Source organism: Monashia sp. HAY1-11D (assembly GCF_056868035.1).
The window spans coordinates 2,772,505-2,791,213 of the sequence record NZ_CP200320.1; the positions used below are offsets into that span (position 1 = coordinate 2,772,505).

Annotated in this window: 19 protein-coding genes; 9 read left to right on the forward strand and 10 right to left on the reverse strand. The window is 72.5% G+C overall.

The features are described 5' to 3' along the window. Positions 1–5 precede the first annotated feature (5 nt). The gene (locus AC1VM9_RS12845; protein WP_481341624.1) at positions 6–989 is read left to right on the forward strand and encodes a carbohydrate ABC transporter permease; all 984 of its coding nucleotides are present in this window, start codon (positions 6–8) and stop codon (positions 987–989) included. Further along, positions 986–1,915: a carbohydrate ABC transporter permease gene (locus AC1VM9_RS12850; protein WP_481341625.1), complete on the forward strand. Its 930-nt coding sequence runs from the start codon at positions 986–988 to the stop codon at positions 1,913–1,915. Before AC1VM9_RS12845 ends, AC1VM9_RS12850 begins: the two co-directional genes overlap by 4 nt. Positions 1,916–2,015: 100 nt before the next feature. Here AC1VM9_RS12850 and AC1VM9_RS12855 read toward each other — a convergent pair whose 3' ends face one another. The 3 genes from AC1VM9_RS12855 to glpX form a co-directional block, all read right to left on the reverse strand. Continuing rightward, positions 2,016–3,746 (reverse strand): substrate-binding and VWA domain-containing protein, encoded by a 1,731-nt coding sequence (locus AC1VM9_RS12855; protein ID WP_483122923.1) that lies wholly within the window; start codon positions 3,744–3,746, stop codon positions 2,016–2,018. 126 nt (positions 3,747–3,872) lie between these two features. Continuing rightward, entirely contained in the window at positions 3,873–4,814 is a 942-nt protein-coding gene (locus AC1VM9_RS12860; protein WP_481342379.1) for a carbohydrate kinase family protein, read from the reverse strand. Then, positions 4,811–5,803 (reverse strand): class II fructose-bisphosphatase, encoded by a 993-nt coding sequence (glpX, locus tag AC1VM9_RS12865; RefSeq protein ID WP_481342380.1) that lies wholly within the window; start codon positions 5,801–5,803, stop codon positions 4,811–4,813. Before glpX ends, AC1VM9_RS12860 begins: the two co-directional genes overlap by 4 nt. Before the next feature lie 94 nt (positions 5,804–5,897). Here glpX and AC1VM9_RS12870 point away from each other — a divergent pair, with 94 nt between their 5' ends. Continuing rightward, positions 5,898–6,638 (forward strand): DUF4245 domain-containing protein, encoded by a 741-nt coding sequence (locus AC1VM9_RS12870; protein ID WP_483122925.1) that lies wholly within the window; start codon positions 5,898–5,900, stop codon positions 6,636–6,638. A gap of 34 nt (positions 6,639–6,672) precedes the next feature. On the opposite strand, the gene AC1VM9_RS12875 is transcribed toward AC1VM9_RS12870, so the two are convergent. Continuing rightward, positions 6,673–6,972, reverse strand: coding sequence for an exodeoxyribonuclease VII small subunit (locus AC1VM9_RS12875; protein WP_481342383.1), 300 nt, complete (start codon positions 6,970–6,972; stop codon positions 6,673–6,675). A gap of 10 nt (positions 6,973–6,982) precedes the next feature. Further along, on the reverse strand, positions 6,983–8,308 hold the full coding sequence (xseA, locus tag AC1VM9_RS12880; protein WP_483122926.1) for an exodeoxyribonuclease VII large subunit: 1,326 nt from the start codon (positions 8,306–8,308) through the stop codon (positions 6,983–6,985). 70 nt (positions 8,309–8,378) lie between these two features. Between xseA and AC1VM9_RS12885 the strand changes: the two genes are divergently transcribed. Further along, complete coding sequence (locus tag AC1VM9_RS12885) at positions 8,379–9,398, forward strand: 4-hydroxy-3-methylbut-2-enyl diphosphate reductase (protein WP_483122927.1); 1,020 nt, start codon at positions 8,379–8,381, stop codon at positions 9,396–9,398. Positions 9,399–9,464: 66 nt separating this feature from the next. On the opposite strand, the gene AC1VM9_RS12890 is transcribed toward AC1VM9_RS12885, so the two are convergent. The 3 genes from AC1VM9_RS12890 to AC1VM9_RS12900 form a co-directional block, all read right to left on the reverse strand. Next, positions 9,465–11,174, reverse strand: coding sequence for a substrate-binding domain-containing protein (locus AC1VM9_RS12890; protein WP_483122929.1), 1,710 nt, complete (start codon positions 11,172–11,174; stop codon positions 9,465–9,467). A gap of 136 nt (positions 11,175–11,310) precedes the next feature. Further along, positions 11,311–12,555, reverse strand: a complete 1,245-nt coding sequence (locus tag AC1VM9_RS12895) for a DNA recombination protein RmuC (protein ID WP_483122930.1) — start codon at positions 12,553–12,555, stop codon at positions 11,311–11,313. Between the two features lie 48 nt (positions 12,556–12,603). Then, positions 12,604–13,383, reverse strand: coding sequence for a M15 family metallopeptidase (locus AC1VM9_RS12900; RefSeq protein ID WP_483122931.1), 780 nt, complete (start codon positions 13,381–13,383; stop codon positions 12,604–12,606). A 143-nt stretch (positions 13,384–13,526) separates the two neighbouring features. On the opposite strand from AC1VM9_RS12900, the gene AC1VM9_RS12905 reads away from it, so the two are divergent. The 4 genes from AC1VM9_RS12905 to AC1VM9_RS12920 all read left to right on the forward strand — a co-directional run bounded on the left by AC1VM9_RS12905 (position 13,527) and on the right by AC1VM9_RS12920 (position 16,314). After that, positions 13,527–14,375, forward strand: coding sequence for a thioesterase family protein (locus tag AC1VM9_RS12905; RefSeq protein WP_483122933.1), 849 nt, complete (start codon positions 13,527–13,529; stop codon positions 14,373–14,375). Between the two features lie 98 nt (positions 14,376–14,473). After that, positions 14,474–15,559: a redox-regulated ATPase YchF gene (ychF, locus tag AC1VM9_RS12910; RefSeq protein WP_481342389.1), complete on the forward strand. Its 1,086-nt coding sequence runs from the start codon at positions 14,474–14,476 to the stop codon at positions 15,557–15,559. A gap of 147 nt (positions 15,560–15,706) precedes the next feature. After that, positions 15,707–16,012: a hypothetical protein gene (locus AC1VM9_RS12915; protein ID WP_481342390.1), complete on the forward strand. Its 306-nt coding sequence runs from the start codon at positions 15,707–15,709 to the stop codon at positions 16,010–16,012. Continuing rightward, positions 16,009–16,314, forward strand: coding sequence for a hypothetical protein (locus AC1VM9_RS12920; RefSeq protein WP_481342391.1), 306 nt, complete (start codon positions 16,009–16,011; stop codon positions 16,312–16,314). The genes AC1VM9_RS12915 and AC1VM9_RS12920 overlap by 4 nt, the downstream gene beginning before the upstream one ends. Before the next feature lie 18 nt (positions 16,315–16,332). On the opposite strand, the gene AC1VM9_RS12925 is transcribed toward AC1VM9_RS12920, so the two are convergent. Further along, the gene (locus AC1VM9_RS12925) at positions 16,333–17,079 is read right to left on the reverse strand and encodes a VOC family protein (protein WP_483122934.1); all 747 of its coding nucleotides are present in this window, start codon (positions 17,077–17,079) and stop codon (positions 16,333–16,335) included. Positions 17,080–17,150: 71 nt separating this feature from the next. On the opposite strand from AC1VM9_RS12925, the gene AC1VM9_RS12930 reads away from it, so the two are divergent. Beyond that, positions 17,151–17,510, forward strand: coding sequence for an arsenate reductase family protein (locus tag AC1VM9_RS12930; protein ID WP_483122935.1), 360 nt, complete (start codon positions 17,151–17,153; stop codon positions 17,508–17,510). A 162-nt stretch (positions 17,511–17,672) separates the two neighbouring features. Here AC1VM9_RS12930 and AC1VM9_RS12935 read toward each other — a convergent pair whose 3' ends face one another. Beyond that, complete coding sequence (locus tag AC1VM9_RS12935) at positions 17,673–18,593, reverse strand: alpha/beta fold hydrolase (protein WP_483122936.1); 921 nt, start codon at positions 18,591–18,593, stop codon at positions 17,673–17,675. Positions 18,594–18,709: the final 116 nt, after the last annotated feature.

An 18,709-nucleotide genomic window follows, 5' to 3' on the forward strand; every position in this document is an offset into this window, starting at 1 on the left:
GTGCCATGGCCATCAAGATCGTGAACGCGGTGATCGCGATCATCGGCGGGATCGGCGGCGCCATCATCATCTTCTGGATCCTCAACAAGCTGGCCGAGTCGCTCAAGGGCCGCTGGGAGGACCGCGTCAAACCGTGGATGTTCGCCGGGCCCGCGATCCTCGCGATCACGGTGTACCTGATCTACCCCGCGATCGTCACGATCCAGTACAGCTTCGCCAACGAGGACTCCACGGCCTACGTCGGGTTCAAGAACTACGGGGACGTCCTGACCGACAAGACGTTCCTGCAGGTGCTGTTCAACAACGTCCTGTGGATCGTCATCGTCCCGGCCCTGACCGTGGTTCTGGGCCTCGGGGTGGCCGTGCTGGCCGACCGGCTCAGGCCGCGCGGTGAGAAGGCTGCCAAGACCTTCATCTTCCTGCCGATGGCGATCAGCATGGTCGGGGCCGCGACCATCTGGCGCACCATCTACGACTACCAGCCGCCAGGCACTCCGCAGACCGGGCTGCTCAACGCCTTCCTGGGCCTGTTCAACAAGGCGCCGGTCTTCTGGTATGGGCAGAGCACGCTGCACTTCAACAGTCTGCTGCTCATGATCATCCTCATCTGGACCCAGGTCGGGTACTCGATGGTGCTGCTCTCCGCGGCCATCAAGGGCGTCCCCGAGGACACCGTCGAGGCGGGGCGCATCGACGGAGCCGGCGAGCGGCGGATCTTCTTCAGCATCATCGTCCCTCAGATCTGGCCGACGGTGATCACGGTGTTCATCACGGTCCTCATCGGTGTCATGAAGGTGTTCGACGTCGTCTACGTGACGACCAACGGCGCCTACGACACCGACGTCATCGCACGGCGCTTCTACGACGAGCTCTACACGCAGGGCAACAACGGCTACGCGGCCACCATTGTCGTGATCCTGCTGCTTGCCGTCATCCCGATCCTCATCTACCAGGTCCGCCACTTCAGGGCCGAGGAGGCAGCACGATGACCACGACGCTCCAGCCAGGCACCGGCGCACCCGCCGACGAGCCGCAGCTCCTGCGCCAGAGCAAGCCCGGTGCCGGCACGGGGTCAGCGAACTGGCCGGTCCGCATCGGAGTGCTCGTCCTCTGCATCGCGTGGATGATCCCGGCCCTCGGGATGCTCGTGAACTCGTTCCGTCCGCGTGACGAGCAGTTCGCCTCGGGCTGGTGGACCGCGTTCTTCAACCCGTTCGGCTCGGCGTGGACGGTGCAGAACTACAGCACGGTCCTGACCTCGGACGCGGCCGGCATCCCGATGGCCCAAGCGTTCCTCAACAGCCTCATCGTGGCGCTGCCGGCGACGGTCATCCCCATCCTCATCGCAGCCTTCGCGGCGTACGCGTTCACGTTCATGCAGTGGAAAGGCCGCGACGTCGTCTTCGTCATCATCGTGGGCCTGCTCGTCGTGCCCAACCAGGTGGCCTTCGTCCCCCTGGTCAAGCTCTACTCGGGCCTCGGCCTCAACGGCACCTTCATCGCGGTCTGGCTGGCGCACATCGGGTTCGGCATGCCGTTGGCCGTCTACATCCTGCGCAGCTACATGTCCGGCCTGCCCACCGCGGTGATCGAGTCGGCGAAGATCGACGGTGCGAGCCACTTCACGACGTTCTGGCGGCTCATCATGCCGATGTCGACGCCCGCACTGGCGTCATTCGCGATCTTCCAGTTCCTCTGGGTCTGGAACGACCTCCTCGTGGCGCTGATCTTCCTCGGTCGTGGCGACAACACCGTCGCCACCGTGGCGCTGCAGGGCCTGCAGGGCCAGACCGGAGCAGGACGGGAGCTCATCCCTGCAGCCGGATACGTGACGATCATCGTCCCGATCCTCGTCTTCCTCTCGCTGCAGCGGTACTTCATCCGCGGCATGACCTCAGGGGCCGTCAAGGGCTGAGGCCGACCCCCGCAGCCCTGTCGTCGCCGGCGCCCGGGACCCCGCTCAGGGGTCCCGGGCGCAGCCGCGTCACCACCGCCGGGTGGGTCGGTCCGGGCTCTCAGACGCAGCGGCCGTTCTTGCAGTCGTGGTCGAAGAGCGCGCGTGCGAGGACGGTCGTCATGTCGGCCGGCGTCGGTGCCGAGTAGAAGTCCGAGTAGGTCATCCTCGACACCTCGGTCAGGGCCGTGGCATCGACGTCGGGCCCGATGCCGATCGTCGTGATGGCGATGGGCTTGTCGGGGTCGCTCGCCGAGCGCAGGTTGGCCTTGAGCTGCTCGAGCGAGATGCCGTTCGGGTCGTCGTTGCGGCCGTCGGTGAGGATGACGACGGCGTTGACGCGGTCGGGGTCGTACTGGGCCTGCGCCTTCTGGTAGGCGGCCCAGATGGTGTCGTAGAGGCCCGTGCCGCCGCCGACGTTCTTGGACAGCGTCTCGGCGGCGGTGGCGACCTGGGCCCGGTGGCTGTCGTCGTCGAGACGGCCGATCGGAGCCAGCTCGCGCCAGTCCTGACCGGGACCACCCTTGTCGATGGAGAAGATCCACAGCCCGAGCTTGGTCGTCTTCGGCAGGGCCGACAGCGCGATCCCGGCCGCCTCCTGCGTGATGGCGACCCGGGTGCTGTTGCCTACCCTGTCGTTCATCGACCCGGAGACGTCGAACACCGACAGGATGGAGAAGTCGGTGGTCGCCGACTGCCACGTGTCGGTCGCCGCGGCCACCGTGGCCGCGTCGGGCGTCGGCCCGACCGTGACGTCACCGACGCTGCCGGACGGGGTGGGCATCGTCACGGGAACCGCGCTGGAGCGGATGCCGTAGCGGGCCAGGATCGTGGCGGCCTCAGACGTCATGAGGTAGGTGCGGAGCAGCTCGACGGCCTGGGCCCGGACCGGGTCGGTGGCGACGTTGACGAGGGAGAACTCGAAGGCGGGCGTGCCCTCGCTCGGGGTCACCGACACCATCCGGTGGTCGGGGTAGAGCCGGTTGTGGTCGATGAGGTCGGCCTCGGCCACCGGGAAGGCCCCAGCCTCCTGCGGGTTGGCGTTGTAGGCCGAGAAGAGCTCGTCGATGGACGCGGCGGCGCCCTTGGCCAGCTTCGGGATGACGACGCGTCCCTGCTCGGGTCCCAGTCGGGGCAGCGCCGAGGCGAGCGTCAGCATGCCGGCCGTCGTGGACCGGGGGTCGCTCATCCGGATGGGGGAGTCGGACCCGACCAGCTCGAGCCACGTCGGCTGCCCGTCGAGCTGCCTGGCGCGCGTGGGGTCCATGGCGATGACGAGCGGGCTCTTGGCGAAGGGCTTGGCGACCTTGGCGTTGATCCTGGCCGACTCGTTGACCCGCTCGACCCAGCGCTGGGAGTCCGGGATCCAGCCGTCCGGCCGGTTCGGCTGGCCCTGGCCGAGGCCGATCATCGCCTCGATCGGGGTCTTCCCGCGCACGACGAAGTCGACGCAGGGGGAGTCGGCGTCGGCCTGGTACTCCTTGGCGAGGGCGAGAACCGCCGGCTGCGCCGCCTCGGAGACCCAGAGCGTGACGGGCGTGCGCTCCGGGCAGGACTTGCCGGGGGCTCCGGTCAGCGCGGCGACGGGCGCCTGGTCACGGCCCTGCCACCACGTCCAGCCGCCGGCCCCCGCACCGGCGACGACGAGCACGAAGCCGAGCACCGCGGCGACCCGCCGGTTGCGACGGTTGCGGGCGAGCTTCGCCTCGAGCGCTTTTCGGGCCGCGCGGCCCTCCATGAGGCTCTGCTCGTAGGGACCGACGGTGCGACGTGGAGGGGTCGGCTGGGACACGGGGTTTCCTCACATGAGGACGCCCCGGTGCCGGGGCGTCGGGGCGAACCACCGAGCAACGGTACCGGGCGGCTCGCGCAGAATGGTGCCCCAACCGCCCCGCGTTTGTCGAATGCCCGAAATGTCCTACGGCAGCACGGATCTCGGCGGTGCGAAGGCCCCCGCGCGCTGCACGGTGAGGGCCCCGGTGAGCAGGGCCCGCTCGACCGCCGGGGCGATCTCGGCCAGACCTGCGGCTCGGAGGCGTGCGGCCGCGGCGGCCCCACCGAGCAGGCCCGCGTCGAGGAGCCCGGACACGAGACCGGCCATGAACGAGTCGCCCGCGCCGACGGTGTCGACCACGCGGACGCTCGGCGCCGGCAACGACACCTGCTCGCCCGTGGCGCTGACCCGCACGACGGCGCCCTGGCCCCCACGGGTCACGACGACGACGGCCGGGCCGAGGTCGCCCCACGCGCGCAGCACCTCGTCGAGGGGCTCGCCCGGGCACAGCCAGGCGACGTCCTCGTCGGAGAGCTTGACGACGTCCGCCAGCGCGATGGAGGCCTCGATGGCGCGACGCGCGTCGCCCGGGGCGCCCATGAGCGTCGGCCGCGCGTTCGGGTCGTAGGACACCGTGGCGCCGGTGGCCCGCGCGGCCTCGAGCACGGCCCGGACCTCGTGGCCACCGGGCTCGATGACCGCGGCGATGCTCCCGGTGTGGACGTGGCCGTAGCCGTCGAGGTGCGGGACCGGTGCGACGTGCCACTCGAGCTCGAAGACGTAGGTGGCGGCGCCCGACGCGTCGAGCGTCGCATGGGCCAGGGAGGTGGCCGCGGCGTCGCACGAGCCCTCGGTCAGGGCGATGCCGCGCTCGGCGCAGTGGGCGGCGATGCGCTCACCACGGGCGTCTCGCCCGATCCACGTCGCAAGGTCGACCGGATGCTCGAGGGCTGCCAGGCCGAACGCGACGTTGGCGGGGCTGCCGCCGACGTGCTCGGAGGTCACGCCGTCGGGCGTCGTCACGGCGTCGACGAGCGCCTCACCGACGACGAGGGTGCGCAGGTCGGTCACGTCGTCCTCGCTCACGCGTCGACCATGTCGGCGCTGCCGAACCAGCCGGGGCGGTCGAAGCGGTGCTCGCTGTCGATGGTGCGGATGGTGCCGCTGCGCGAGCGCATGACGAGGGAGTTCGTGCGGGCGGACTTGGCGCCGTAGCGAACTCCCCGCAACAGCTCACCGTCGGTGATGCCCGTGGCGACGAAGAAGCACTCGCCGACGACGAGGTCGTCGGTGGACAGGACGCGGTCGAGGTCGTGACCGGCGTCGAGCGCCTTCTGGCGCTCCTCGTCGTCCTTGGGCCAGAGCCGGCCCTGGATGACACCGCCGATGCACTTGATGGCGCACGCGGCGATGATCCCCTCGGGCGTGCCGCCGATGCCGAGGAGCAGGTCGACACCCGTACCGGGTCGGGCCGCCATGACGGCGCCGGCGACGTCACCGTCGACGATGTAGCGGATACGGGCGCCGGTGTCGCGGATCTCCTGGGCGAGGCGGTCGTGACGCGGCCGGTCGAGCATGACGACCGTGACGTCGGCCGGCGTCTCCTTCTTGGCCTTGGCGATGCGGCGGATGTTCTCCGCGACGGGCAGGCGGATGTCGACGACCTCGGCGGCGTCGGGACCGGTCGCGAGCTTGTCCATGTAGAACACCGCCGACGGGTCGTACATCGCGCCGCGGTTGGCGACGGCCATGACCGCGACGGCGTTGTTCATGCCCTTGGCGGTGAGGGTCGTCCCGTCGATGGGGTCCACGGCGACGTCGACCTCGGGACCTGTGCCGTCGCCGACCTCCTCGCCGTTGAAGAGCATCGGCGCGTTGTCCTTCTCGCCCTCGCCGATGACGACGACCCCACGCATGCTGACCGTCGAGATCATCGCGCGCATCGCCTCGACCGCCGCCCCGTCGGCCTTGTTCTTCTCGCCGCGGCCGACCCACCGTCCGCCGGCCATGGCGGCGGCCTCGGTGACCCTCACCAGCTCGAGGGCGAGGTTGCGGTCCGGCTGGCTGTGTCTCATCGGGTCCTCCGTCGGCGCAGAACGAGTCGGCGCCAGCCTATCGGGGGGTCGACCCGCGTTTGGACGCCGTCCACGGGTCGGGGACCATGGAGGCATGAGCTCGCCGTCCACCTCCCCGCCTCCCCCGGGGCACCCCGAGCAGCCGGTCACGTCGACCGGGCCCGAGGGCGTCGCAGCGGCGTCGACGGGCGGGCCCGTGGCACAGTCGGTTCCGTCCGCCCGGTCCCAGGCCGACTCCCAGACCGACTCCCAGACGGACTCCCAGACGGAGGCCCTCGCGCCGCCGCGCAGCCGGTACTCGATGGGCACGCTGCCGAACATGCTCCGCTCGATGCTCGTCATCGGGCTGTTCGTCCTCGCCCTCGTCGCCATCGTTCCCCGGACCGACCACGTGGACCGGCCTGCGGTGGACGCGCTCGACAAGGCGCGCGAGGTCGCGGCCCAGACGCACTGGGCCGTGGAGCTGCCCCAGGGCCTGGGGTCCGGCTGGGTGCCGACCGTCGCGACGTACGCCCCCGGGACCGAGAAGGTCCGGACCTTCACGACGGTGTGGACGACGCCGGCCGGAGCCGACATCGCCCTCAAGCAGGCCGTGAACCCCACGGACGGCTGGCTGCGCCGGTCGGTGGACGACGGCGAGGCCGCCGGCACCGTGCAGGTGTCGGGACGGTCGTTCCAGCGGTTCACCGCCTCCGACGCCGGCCAGGTCGCCTACGTCGTGCGCGGGACGGCTCCGACCACGCCGACGATCGTCGCCTCGGGCAACGCGTCCGAGGACGAGCTGAAGGCGTTCGTCGCCGCGATGCGGCCGGTGGCGCCTGCGACGACCCCCTGACCTGCGGGTCGCACGCGGGGTCGAGAGGCAGCGGTCAGGACTCGTCGTCGAAGACGGCGTCGTCGGCGTGCAGCGGCCCGTCCTGAGCCGACGGGCCGGCGGGGTCGCCACCACGGACGGCCCGCTCGATCTCGGCCTGGGCGCCGTCGAGCCACGTCGCGCAGTGGGCGGCGAGGGCCTCGCCGCGGCGCCACAGGCGCATCGAGTCCTCGAGCGGGGCCTGACCGGCCTCGAGCCGCGCGACGATGGTGACGAGCTCCTCGCGGGCGTCCTCGTACCGCATGCCGGCGATGTCGGGGAAGTCGGTGCTGTCGGGCGGGGACGCGTCGGCCATGGCGGCCACCCTACGGTGTGGGCCCGACGCCGCCCTCGGGGTCCGGGGCCGGTGCCGCCTTCTTCGCGGTGGCCCTCTTCCCGGCGGCCTTCTTCACGCTGACCGGCCGGACGCCGAAGTCGCCTCGGGCGACGCGCACGCGCAGCAGCTCGCCGACGCCGACGTCGTCGCGGTCCATGACGACGCGGCCGTCGCGGTGCTGCACGACGGCGTAGCCCCGCTCGAGGGTCGACTGCGGTGAGAGCGCGACGACCTGCCGGCGCAGGTGCTCGGCCTCGTCGGACGCCCGGTGCAGGCGGGCCTCGAGGCGCGTCGCCGCCCGCTCGCGGAGGGCGGCCAGCTCGGCGCGGCGCGGGCGCAGCTGGGCGACCGGGTCGGCCATGACCGGTCGGGACACGAGGGCCCGCAACCCGGAGCGCTCGTGCTCGACGCGACGGAGCAGGGCACGGCGCAGCCGGTCGCGGCCGGTCTCGACGGTTCCGCGCTCGTGCGCGGCGTCGGGCACGACCCGCTTGCCGGCGTCGGTGGGAGTGGAGGCCCGCCAGTCGGCGACGAGGTCGAGCAGGGGCTGGTCCACCTCGTGGCCGATGGCGCTGATGACCGGGGTGCGCGCCTCGGCGACGGCCCGGACCATGGCCTCGTTCGAGAACGGCAGCAGCTCCTCGAGCGCGCCACCGCCGCGCGCCACGACGATGACGTCGACCTCGGGGTGTGCGTCGAGCTCGCGGAGCGCCGCGACGACCTCGGTCACGGCGCTGGCCCCCTGCACGGCCACCTCGCGAAGCTCGAACCGCACGGCGGGCCACCGCCTCCTGGCGTTCTCGACGACGTCGCGTTCGGCCGCCGAGCCGCGTCCGGTGATGAGTCCCACGCGGTGCGGCAGGAAGGGGATGGGGCGCTTGCGGTCGGTGTCGAACAGGCCCTCGGCGGCGAGGGTGCGCTTGAGGATCTCGACGCGGGCGAGGAGGTCGCCGATGCCGACCGGGCGGATCTGGCGGGCCTCGAGCTGCAGCGTGCCGCGCTTGGTCCAGAACGTCGGCTTGGCCTGGAGCACGACGCGGGCCCCCTGCGTCAGCGGCACGGCCATGGCGTTGACGGCGTTCATCGGCACCGAGACGGACAGCGACATGTCGACGTCGGGGTCGCGCAGCGTCAGGTAGGCGGTGCCGCCGCGCGGGTTGAACTGCACGACCTGCCCCTCGACCCACAGCTGGCTCATCCGGTCGACGTAGTCGCTGATCTTGAGGCTGAGCACGCGGACCGGCCAGGGCTGCTCGGCGGTGGTGTCGGCCGCCTTGTCCGGCAGCGGGTTCGGCAGGCTCACGACGGCAACCATAGGCGCAGCGACCGACGTCCCGGTCCCGGCGGACTTCGGGGGCGCGTCGGCCGGCACGTAGCATGGCCGCATGACCGATGCCGCGAAGAAGGTCCTGCTCGCCGCGCCGCGTGGCTACTGCGCCGGCGTCGACCGAGCCGTCGTCACGGTCGAGAAGGCTCTCGAGCTGTACGGCCCGCCCGTGTACGTCCGCAAGCAGATCGTGCACAACAGGCACGTCGTCACGACGCTCGAGAAGCGGGGGGCGATCTTCGTCGACGAGACCGACGAGGTGCCCGAGGGTGCCACCGTCGTCTTCTCGGCTCACGGGGTGGCCCCCGTGGTCCACGAGGAGGCGAGGGCGCGCAGGCTCAAGACCATCGACGCCACGTGCCCGCTCGTGACCAAGGTGCACCGCGAGGCCGTCCGGTTCGCCGGCGACGACTTCGACATCCTCCTCATCGGCCACGAGGGCCACGAGGAGGTGGTCGGGACGAGCGGTGAGGCGCCCGAGCACATCACGCTCGTCGACGGTCCGGACGACGTCGAGCACGTCACCGTGCGGGATCCCGAGAAGGTGGTGTGGCTCTCGCAGACGACATTGTCGGTCGACGAGACGATGGAGACGGTCAAGCGCCTCAAGGAGAAGTTCCCGGCCCTGCAGAGCCCGCCGTCCGACGACATCTGCTACGCCACCCAGAACCGGCAGCTGGCCGTCAAGCAGATGGCCCGGGACACCGACCTCATGATCGTCGTCGGCTCGCGGAACTCCTCGAACTCGGTGCGACTCGTCGAGGTCGCGCTCGAGCACGGTGCCCGGGCCGGTCATCTCGTCGACTACGCCGACGAGATCCAGGAGGAGTGGCTCGAGGGGGTCTCGACGGTCGGTGTGACGTCGGGCGCGAGCGTGCCCGAGGTGCTCGTGCGCGACGTCCTGTCGTGGCTCGCCGAGCGGGGCTACGGCGAGGTGGAGGCCGTCGTCGCGGCGGAGGAGTCCCTGCTCTTCGCGCTGCCCAACGAGCTGCGGCGCGACCTCAAGGCCCGCAAGGGGGAGGACGCCGGCAGCCTGCGCCACGACGCCGCGTTCGAGGACGCCGGCTCGCTCCACTGAGCCCGCCTCCGCGACGCGTCCTCACGGCCGACCGGGCCGGGGCCCACCGGCTCCCGAGGGTCGGTGTCAGCCTCCGAGCGCGGAGGTCAGGGCGGGCTGGAGGTCGTCGAGCGAGCTCGTCGCGACGTACTGCCCACCCGTGATGGCCAGGACCTGCCGGAGCGCCCCCTCGTCGGACCGGCCGCCGATGTCGACCACGACGAGCCGTACCGGCTTGGCGGGGTCCCGCAGCGCCGCCAGCTGCTTCTGGAGCAGCCGCAGGCTCAGCCCGAAGTCGTCGTCGTTCGGGCCACCGGTCACGACCACGACGGCGTTGGTGGACCCCGGACGCCAGTACCCCCTGGCCTGCGCGTACGCCGCCGCGATCGAGTCGTAGAGGCCGCGGCCACCGCCCACCGTGGTGTCGAGGCCGGCGACGGACGTGTCGAACGCGGCCAGGCGCCTGCCCTCACCGAGGCCGCCGTAGCCGACGAGCGGCCGGTAGTCGTCGGCGTGGTCACCGATGTGCTGCGAGTAGACCCACAGCGAGGCGACCGTCGTCGGTGACACGGCGGCGGCGGCCCGGACCGTGGCCCGCTGGACGGTGGCCAGGCGCGTGGCGCCGCTCTCGGTCCGGTCGAGCATCGACCCGGACACGTCGACCGCGAGCAGGGCCTGGGTCTTGGGGGCCGACGCGTCCCACAGCGCGGCGGCGCGGGCCACGGCGGCCTCGGCCGGGGCGGGCCCGACCGTGATCGTCCCACGCAGCCCGCTGGGGGTCCCGGGGTCCGCGCCACCCGGTGTGCGGAAACCGCCGGCCCGCAGGACCTGTGCCGCCTGCCCCGTGTGGAGGTAGTCGTCGAGCGCCTTGACCAGGCGCTTCTTGGCCGCGTCGTCGGACAGGGACACGAGGGAGTACTCGGCCGGGCCCGCGCCCTCCTTCGGCGCCACCGGCGTGAGCGGTGCGTCGGTGTGCGCGGCGTTCCACGTCGTCAGCTGAGCCTGCGTGACGACGGCGCCGGCCGGGTCCTTACCGTCGACCCCGTCGAGGGACACCGAGCCGGTGCCGTCCTCGGCGGCGCGGGACACGAGCGTGCCGAGGGCCGCGTCCGACATCGAAGCGGCGGCGGCACCGAGCGCCAGGCGCCCCACGGTGGAGCGGTTGGGGTCGGGGACGCGGACGGGCGTCCCGCCCCCGAGCACCGCCCCCCACGAGAGGTCGGCACCGACCCTCTCGGCGGCGGCAGGGGACAGCGCGACGACGACGGCGCTCGTCGCGAACGGCCTGCCCGGAGCCGCCGTGACACCGGAGATCGCGCGGGCCCGCCCGAGCCAGACGTCGGAGTCGGTGATCCACGCGTCGGGCCGCCCGGCGCCGACGAGCGAGCCGGCCACCGCGAAGGGCTCCGCGGGCTCGAAGGTGTACGCGGCGCACGGCCCGTCGGGGTGCCTGCTCAGGGCCTCGGCCGCGGCGGCGACGGCGGGCGCGGCGGCCGGGGCGACTGCGACGCGGACCTTCGCCGGGTGGGCGCACGCGACGGGACGAGCGGCGATGGCAGGCAGGCTGGTCGGGACGTCACGCCGGACGAGCAGGGCGTACACGCCCGCCGCGGCGCCGGCCAGGACGATGGCGAGCACGGCGCCGAGCACCCGGTTGCGGCGCTGACGCCACCTGCGCTCGCGGACGGCGGCCTCGACCTTGTGCCGTGAGTCGATGAGGCTCTGCTCGTAGGGGCCGATGCGGCGGCCCGTGCCTGCTGCCTGATGGTCTGGGTCCGGCCCCCCGGTGCCGGTCACGCTGCGCCCGCTTCCATGCCGCCGTATTGTCCGTGCCTCCCGCGCGGGTGTCCACTATCGCCCCATACCGGACATCTCGCCTCTCCGCACCTCGAAAGCGGCTGTGGCCGTGGGTGATCGGCCCCTGGGGAGGCCGTCAGGCGGTGTCCTCCCGACGTCGGGCCGCCGCGTCGCGCTCACGGCGCAGGAACGCGTCGTCCCGCTCCTCGCTCGAGCGCGCACCGAGTGCATCGGCGACGTCGTCCGGGGTGCTTCCGGTCAGCTCGGCGGCGCTCAGCGAGCGTGGCGCGGCCTCGAGCGGCACGAGCTCGGCCGGCCGCTCGGTGGCCAGCTGCAGCTCGTGCATCCGGCGGGCCGTGACGAGCACGCGTGACTCGAGCGTGCCGACGAAGCGGTTGTACTGCTCGACGGAGCGGGCCAGCGACTGCCCCATCCCGGTGACGTGACCTCCGAGGGTCGCGAGGCGGGCGTAGAGGTCCTGTCCGAGGGCGAGCAGCTCCCTGGCGTTCTGCTCGAGGGCGTCCTGCTGCCAGATGGCGCCGACCGTGCGCAGCACGGCGTAGAGCGTGCCCGGGGTGGCGAGCACGACCTTGCGCGTCAGCGCGTGCTCGTAGAGCCCCGGGTCGTCGGCGAGCGCGGTGGCGAGGATCGCCTCGCCGGGCACGAAGCAGACGACGACCTCGGGGGAGCGGGTGAAGGCGGTCCAGTACGCCTTCGCGGCGAGGCCCTCGACGTGCCGACGCAGGGCCGTGGCGTGGGCGGCGAGCAGCTCGCCGCGTTCCACCTCGGACACCGTGTCGCCGTGCGCCTGGAGGAAGTGGGCCATCGGGGCCTTGCTGTCGACGACGACGTGCCGGCCACCGGGCAGGTTGATGACGGCGTCCGGGCGCACGGTGGCGCCGTGCCGGCTGACGCGCGTCACCTGCTCGTCGAAGTCGCACCGGGCCAGCAGCCCGGAGACCTCGAGGACCCGTCGCAGCTGCACCTCGCCCCAGGCGCCGCGGACGGTCGAGGCGTTGAGGGCGCCGGCAAGGGTGGCGGTCTCGGAGCGCAGCGACTCGGTGGACCGGCTGACCTCGCTGAGGCGCTCCCCGAGCTGGCCGAACTGCTGCGCGCGGTCGCGCTCGAGAACGCCGACCTGCCGCTCGACGCGGCCGATCGTCTCGCGCAGCGGCGCGAGCACCGCTGCCGTGGCGTCGTCCTCGGCCCGGGAGGCCTCGAGGTCGTCGACGCGCTCGCGCAGGACGTCGCGGGCCGCCTCGGCGGCCGCGGTGCGCGACACGAGCGAGGAACGGACCGCCAGCCAGGCGACGAGCGCGCCGACGACGAGGCCGACGACGAGGCCGGTCACGAGGCCGGTGAGCAGCGAGGAGGACTCCATGGCCCCACCGTCCCAGAGAGGTCCGACAGGGCCGGGGAGCCCACGCCCTCAGCCGAGCTCGAAGTGCTGGTAGTCCTTGTACGACCAGTAGCCGCCCCAGATCCCGCCCCGCGAGATGACCTGCCTCGTGATGGTCGAGGAGCCCCAGATCATCCCGGGGTCGCGCAGGTTGCGGTTGATCCAGCGCACCCCGTTCGGCGGGTACCAGACCCCGTTGGCCGCCTTGTACGGGTTGTGCATCGTGTTGACGTCAATCGCCGTGCCGTAGGAGTGCGGCGACATCCGCGAGCTGTTGCCCGTGACCCGGCGGCAGTTGAAGGCCGAGGTGTTGTCGGCCTTCATCATCTCCTCGTCGTTGCCGTACCACCGGTTCGGGTTGTCCATCCGGCGGATCTTGAACCCGGCGAGGTAGGCGGCGCGGAAGATGGCCGCGGTCTGGCCGACCTTGTCCCACCGGACGATGAGCATGCCGCGGCGGATCGTGCCGTCGTAGGCCCGGAAGTTCATCTCGACGACGCGCAGCCGGCTGGGCCCCACGGGGCAGCCCGACCGCCAGGTGTAACGGACGTCGGCCGCCGTCACGGGCCGGGCGGTGGCGCGGATCGGGTCGGTGGTCGCGGCGACGGCGAGGGCAGCGAGGGAGGGGCCCCGACCGAGCGACCCGGAGCGTGGCGTCGACGCGGTGGCGACGGACGGTGCCGCAGCCGGGGGCCGCTCCGGACGTTCGGGCGTCGCACCGGAGGCGGCCGGTGCCGTGGCGGCGAGAGCGAGGGTGGTGACGAGGGCCGCGGCAGCCAGGCCGCCACCGCGCCGGAGGGATCCAGCCATGAGTCGTCCTTCGGTCGTTCCAGTGGGTGACTGCGTCCGTGCGGAGATCAGGGGAGTGTCCATTACACACCCCTTGTCCCGGTGTGGCCCGCGGCACGCCCCGCCCGGTGCGATGTGTGGGACGCGTCTGCTAGACAGTCGCCGTGAGCGAGTACGACGACGCCGTCCGCCTGCAGCCCGGGCCGGGGCCCGACGCCCGGACCGGCAGCTTCTCCGAGGCCTGGATGATCGGCAACGCCGTCAACGGGGGGCTGGTCATGGCGACGGCCCTGACGGCCCTGGGGCAGCACCTGGCCGCCGACCCCGCCGAGGCGACGCGTCACGTCGACCCGGTCGTCGTCTCGGCGTACTTCCTGACCGCCTCGCAGCGCGGGCCGTTCACGGCGACGACCGAGGTCATGCGGTGCGGACGCGCCCTCTCGACGGGGCTGGTGAGCATCGTGCAGCCCTCGCCCGACGGCCCCCCGGTGGAGCGGATGCGCGCCATCGCCTCGTTCGGCAACCTCGACGAGGTCGAGGTGCAGCGCCAGTCCGTCGTGCCCGACATGCCGCCGCCGGAGCAGTGCCTCGGCGCGGACCAGGCGCCGCCGGACTTCCTCGCGAACGCCCGGTTCCTCGAGCGCCTCGACCTGCGGCTCGACCCGGCGACGGCCGGCTGGGCACTCGGGCGTCCCTCGATGCAGGGCGTCATGCGCGGATGGCTGCGCCTGCGCGACGGACGTGACCCGGACACGACGATGCTCCTGCTCGCCCTCGACGCCCTGCCCCCGGTCGCCTTCGACCTCGGGCTCTTCGGGTGGACCCCGACGCTGGAGTTCACCGGGCACGTCCGCCGCCGACCCGCGCCCGGCTGGCTGCGCGTCGCGCTCTCGAGCGAGAACCTCGGTGGCGGGATGATGGAGGAGGACGCGACGATCTGGGACTCCACCGGCGCCCTCGTCGCGCAGTCGCGTCAGCTCTGCGGCGTCCGGCCCGCACCGACCGACGGGTGAGGCAGCCCGCCCCCGACGTCGGCGCGGACCCTCCGGAGGGCCGCGGCCGTCGGTGCGTGGTCGGGGCGCTCGTCCTGCGGCACTAAACTCCTGTCCTCGTGGCACTCACCATCGGAATCGTCGGTCTCCCCAACGTCGGCAAGTCGACGCTCTTCAACGCGCTGACCAAGAACAACGTGCTCGCCGCGAACTACCCGTTCGCGACGATCGAGCCCAACGTCGGCGTCGTGCCGCTGCCCGATGCGCGCCTGACGGTGCTCGCGTCGCTCTTCGGCTCCGAGAAGATCCTCCCGGCCACCGTCAGCTTCGTCGACATCGCCGGCATCGTGCGCGGCGCGTCCGAGGGTGAGGGTCTCGGCAACAAGTTCCTCGCCAACATCCGCGAGGCCGACGCCATCTGCCAGGTCGTGCGCGCCTTCGAGGACGCCGACGTCGTCCACGTCGACGGCAAGATCAGCCCGGCCGGCGACATCGAGACGATCCACACCGAGCTGATCCTCGCCGACCTCCAGACGCTCGAGAAGGCGGTGCCGCGCCTCGAGAAGGAGGCCCGGGTCAACAAGGACCGGAAGGCCGCGCTCGAGCTGGCCCAGGCCGCGCAGAAGGTTCTCGAGGAGGGGCACACCCTGTTCGCCGCGGGCCCGGCCGCCGGGGTCGACCTCGCCGAGGCCAAGCAGCTCGGCCTGCTGACGACCAAGCCCTTCATCTACGTCTTCAACCTCGACGAGGACCAGCTGGCCGACACCGAGCTGCACGCGTCGCTCCGGGACCTCGCGGCCCCGGCCGACGCCGTCTTCCTCAACGCCAAGCTCGAGATGGACCTCATGGACATGGAGGCCGACGAGGCCCTCGAGCTGCTGCAGAGCTTCGGGGCAGAGGAGTCGGGACTCGACCAGCTGGCGCGTACCGGCTTCCACACCCTGGGCCTGCAGACCTACCTCACGGCCGGGCCCAAGGAGTCGCGCGCCTGGACGATCGGCAAGGGCTGGACCGCCCCGATGGCCGCGGGCGTCATCCACACCGACTTCCAGCGTGGCTTCATCAAGGCCGAGATCGTCGGGTTCGGTGACCTCGTGGACGCCGGCTCGATGGCGGCCGCGAAGGCCGCGGGCAAGGTGCGCATGGAGGGCAAGGACTACGTCATGCAGGACGGCGACGTCGTGGAGTTCCGCTTCAACGTCTGACCCCGCTGCGCCGGGGTGGGCGAGCGGAACGGCCTGTCGTGGCTGGGCTTTTCGAGGGGGTATTGCGCATCCGCGGGACCCGGGCCGACACTCGACGGTAGGCCGTTCGGAGAAAAGCGACCTTCGCACCATTCGACCGGAGTCGTCATGACACAACCACCTCCACAACCCGACGTCTGTCCCATCCTTCACCTCGAGCTCGGTCCGCTGGACCTCAACCTGCTCGGACTCCGCGTCCAGCTCAACCAGGTCGTGCTCGACATCACGGCCATTCCCGGCCCAGGCAACCTGCTGGGCAACCTGCTGTGCGCCGTCGCGGGCCTGCTCGACGGCGTGAACCTGGGCCAGGTGCTGGGGAACCTGCTGCAGAACCTCATCGACGCGCTCATCCGGATCCTCCAGGGCCTCGGGGGCGGCACCCCGGTCGCCCGTCCCGGCATCCAGCCGACATGACCGACACCGCCGCGACCGGTTCCGGGCAGGTTCCCGCCGAGTCGCTCGAGGCGGCCACGAGCGACCTCGAGCGGGTCCGCGAGGTGCTGCAGTCCGCCGCGCGCGGCCAGACGGGTGGCACCGAGGTCAAGGAGGCCCTGCAGGGGTACCTGGACGAGCACGGCCAGGCCATCCGTGCGGCCGCCTCGGCCGTGGGTGAGGAGGTGCGCCTCCAGGCGCTCGAGCAGCTGTACCAGTGGCGAGCCCAGCTGGCTGCCCAGCTCGACGACGCGAAGCGCACCGACCCACCGGCGTCGGACTGACCGTCCCCCCGGCGTCCGTCAAGGACGCGCGGGCAGGACGCAGACCTCGTTGCCGTCCGGGTCGAGCAGGACCACGGCGCCGGGGTCGTGCGCTTCCTCGTCCGTGAGACGGGCCCCGAGCGACACGAGCCGGTCGACGACGGCGTGCTGGTCGCCGTCGTCGGCGGGCACGAGGTCGAGGTGCCAGCGGTTCGGGCCGGTCTTGTCGGCGACGGGTGGTCCGCCCCACGTGATCTTGGGGCCTCCGTGCGGGGAGCGGACGGCCGTCTCCTCGCCCTCGTCCCAGACGAGCGGCCAGCCGAGGGCCTCGCTCCAGAACAGGCCGAGGGCGCGGGTGCCGTCGCTCGCCACGGCCCCGACGAACCCGCAGTCGGCGAGGAAGCGGTTGGCGGGCTCGATGACGCAGAACTCGTTGTCCTCGGGGTCGGCGAGGACGACGTGGCCCTCGTCGCCGCGCTGGCCGACGTCGAAGTGGCGGCCACCGAGGCGGAGCGCACGAGCCACCGTGGCCTCCTGCACGGCGAGCGACTCGCTCGTCAGGTCGAGGTGCATCTGGTTGCGGCGCGTCTTCGGCTCGTCGGTGTGCAGGAACCGCAGCAGGAACCCGGTGTCGTCGGCGGGCACCAGTGCCGGTCCGCCCGACTCGGCGCGCGGCCAGCCGAGCAGCCCCTGCCAGAACCGGGCGAGCCGATCGGGGTCGTTCGCGGCGATGCACAGGGCGAACAGCTCGGGCCTCGCCCCGGCGGTGCGGTCGGTGGTCTCCACCCGGGCAGCGTAGGCGGGCCGGCCCGGTCCCGGCACATGGGTTTCCGGCGGCTCTGGCTAGGGTCGGACCCATGACCGACGACGTGACGATCCTGCACAACAACCGCTGCTCCACCTCGCGGGCCGCGATGGACCGCCTCGACGAGGCCGCGGTCGAGGCCACCGTCGTCGACTACCTGCGCCACCCGCTCGACGCCGCGGCCCTCGAGGACCTCCTCGACAAGCTCGAGGACGCCCCGACGGACCTCGTCCGTCGGGACGGACACTTCGCCGAGCTCGGCCTCACCGACGCCGACGTCGCGACGCGCGAGCAGGTGGTCGACGTGCTCGTGCGCCATCCGCGGCTGCTCCAGCGTCCGGTCCTCGTTAAGGGCGACCGCGCCATCATCGGCCGGCCCAAGGACCGCGTCGCGGCCTTCCTGGCCAACTGACGTCGAGGCGGTCCACGCCGTCGCCGCAAACCTCGTGCCGTCGTGCCGTCGTGCCGTCGTGGTGCGGTGTAACACCGCGCCGGGTCGCGGCGATGGTCCGGGTGACAGAGGCGCCACCCGGACCCCCGAGCGGGTGGCGCCTCTTCACGCGTCCGGCCCGGCTCAGCCGGCCCGCTGCTCGTCGATGCCGGGCGCGAGATCGGGGTCGCGTCGTGCCCGTCCGACGGACCGGTCCCGGCCGGGTTCGCGCACGAAGTCGCGCAGCACCTCGGCGAAGCGCTCCGGCTCGTCGAGGTGCGGGAAGTGCCCGGCACCCTCGAACAGCTCGATGCGGCAGCCGGGGATGGACTCTCGCGCGCGGGCTGCGTGCGCCGGTGGGATGACGAGGTCCCGCGTGCCCCACACGACGAGCACGGGCAGACCGACGAGGTCGGGCAGGTAGTCGGTGGCGCTGACCCGCTGGCCGCCCGGGTCCAGCACGGCCCGCGTCGTGGCGAGGAAGGCTCGGCGGCTGTCGGCGTCGCCCAGCGAGGTGAAGCCCTCCCACGCCGCGCGGACGTCGTGGCTCGCGCGCCAGCCGGCCAGCGACAGGACCCGGCCCACGGCCGCGGCCCCGCCGCGCACCCAGGGTGAGGCGATGACCGGCAGCACCCACTCCGCGCCGGGCAGCGTGGCCGAGCGCAGCACCGCGCTGACCTGCCGGCCGAGGCCGCCGCTGCCGACGAGCACGAGGCGGTCGACGCGGTCGGGGAACAGGTAGCAGAACTCGAGGGCGATGCCCCCGCCCAGCGAGTGCCCGACGATGGTGACCCGCGCGATGCCGAGCCGGTCGAGCAGGTCGCGCAGCGTCGCGGCGTGTGCGGCGACGGAGTAGTCGCCGGCGTGCCGGTCCGACGCGCCGTGTCCGAAGAGGTCCGGCACGACGACGCGGTAGGAGTCGGCGAGGGCGTCGACGAGGCTGGCCCAGTTGTGGTGCGAGCCGAGCAGGCCGTGGACGAACAGGATCGTCTCGCCCGCGCCGACGTCGACGTAGGAGAGCGAGTGCCCGTGCAGGGTCACCGTCATCGGCTCGGACGCGCTCACGTCGGTCTCCTCCGGCGGCGCCCGATGCGCCGCCTCCCTCCCTACTCAGGGTAGGTCGGTCACCGACCCGATGCGGGTGCTTTGGAACCGCGCACGGCCCAGAGCCCCCGGGCCGG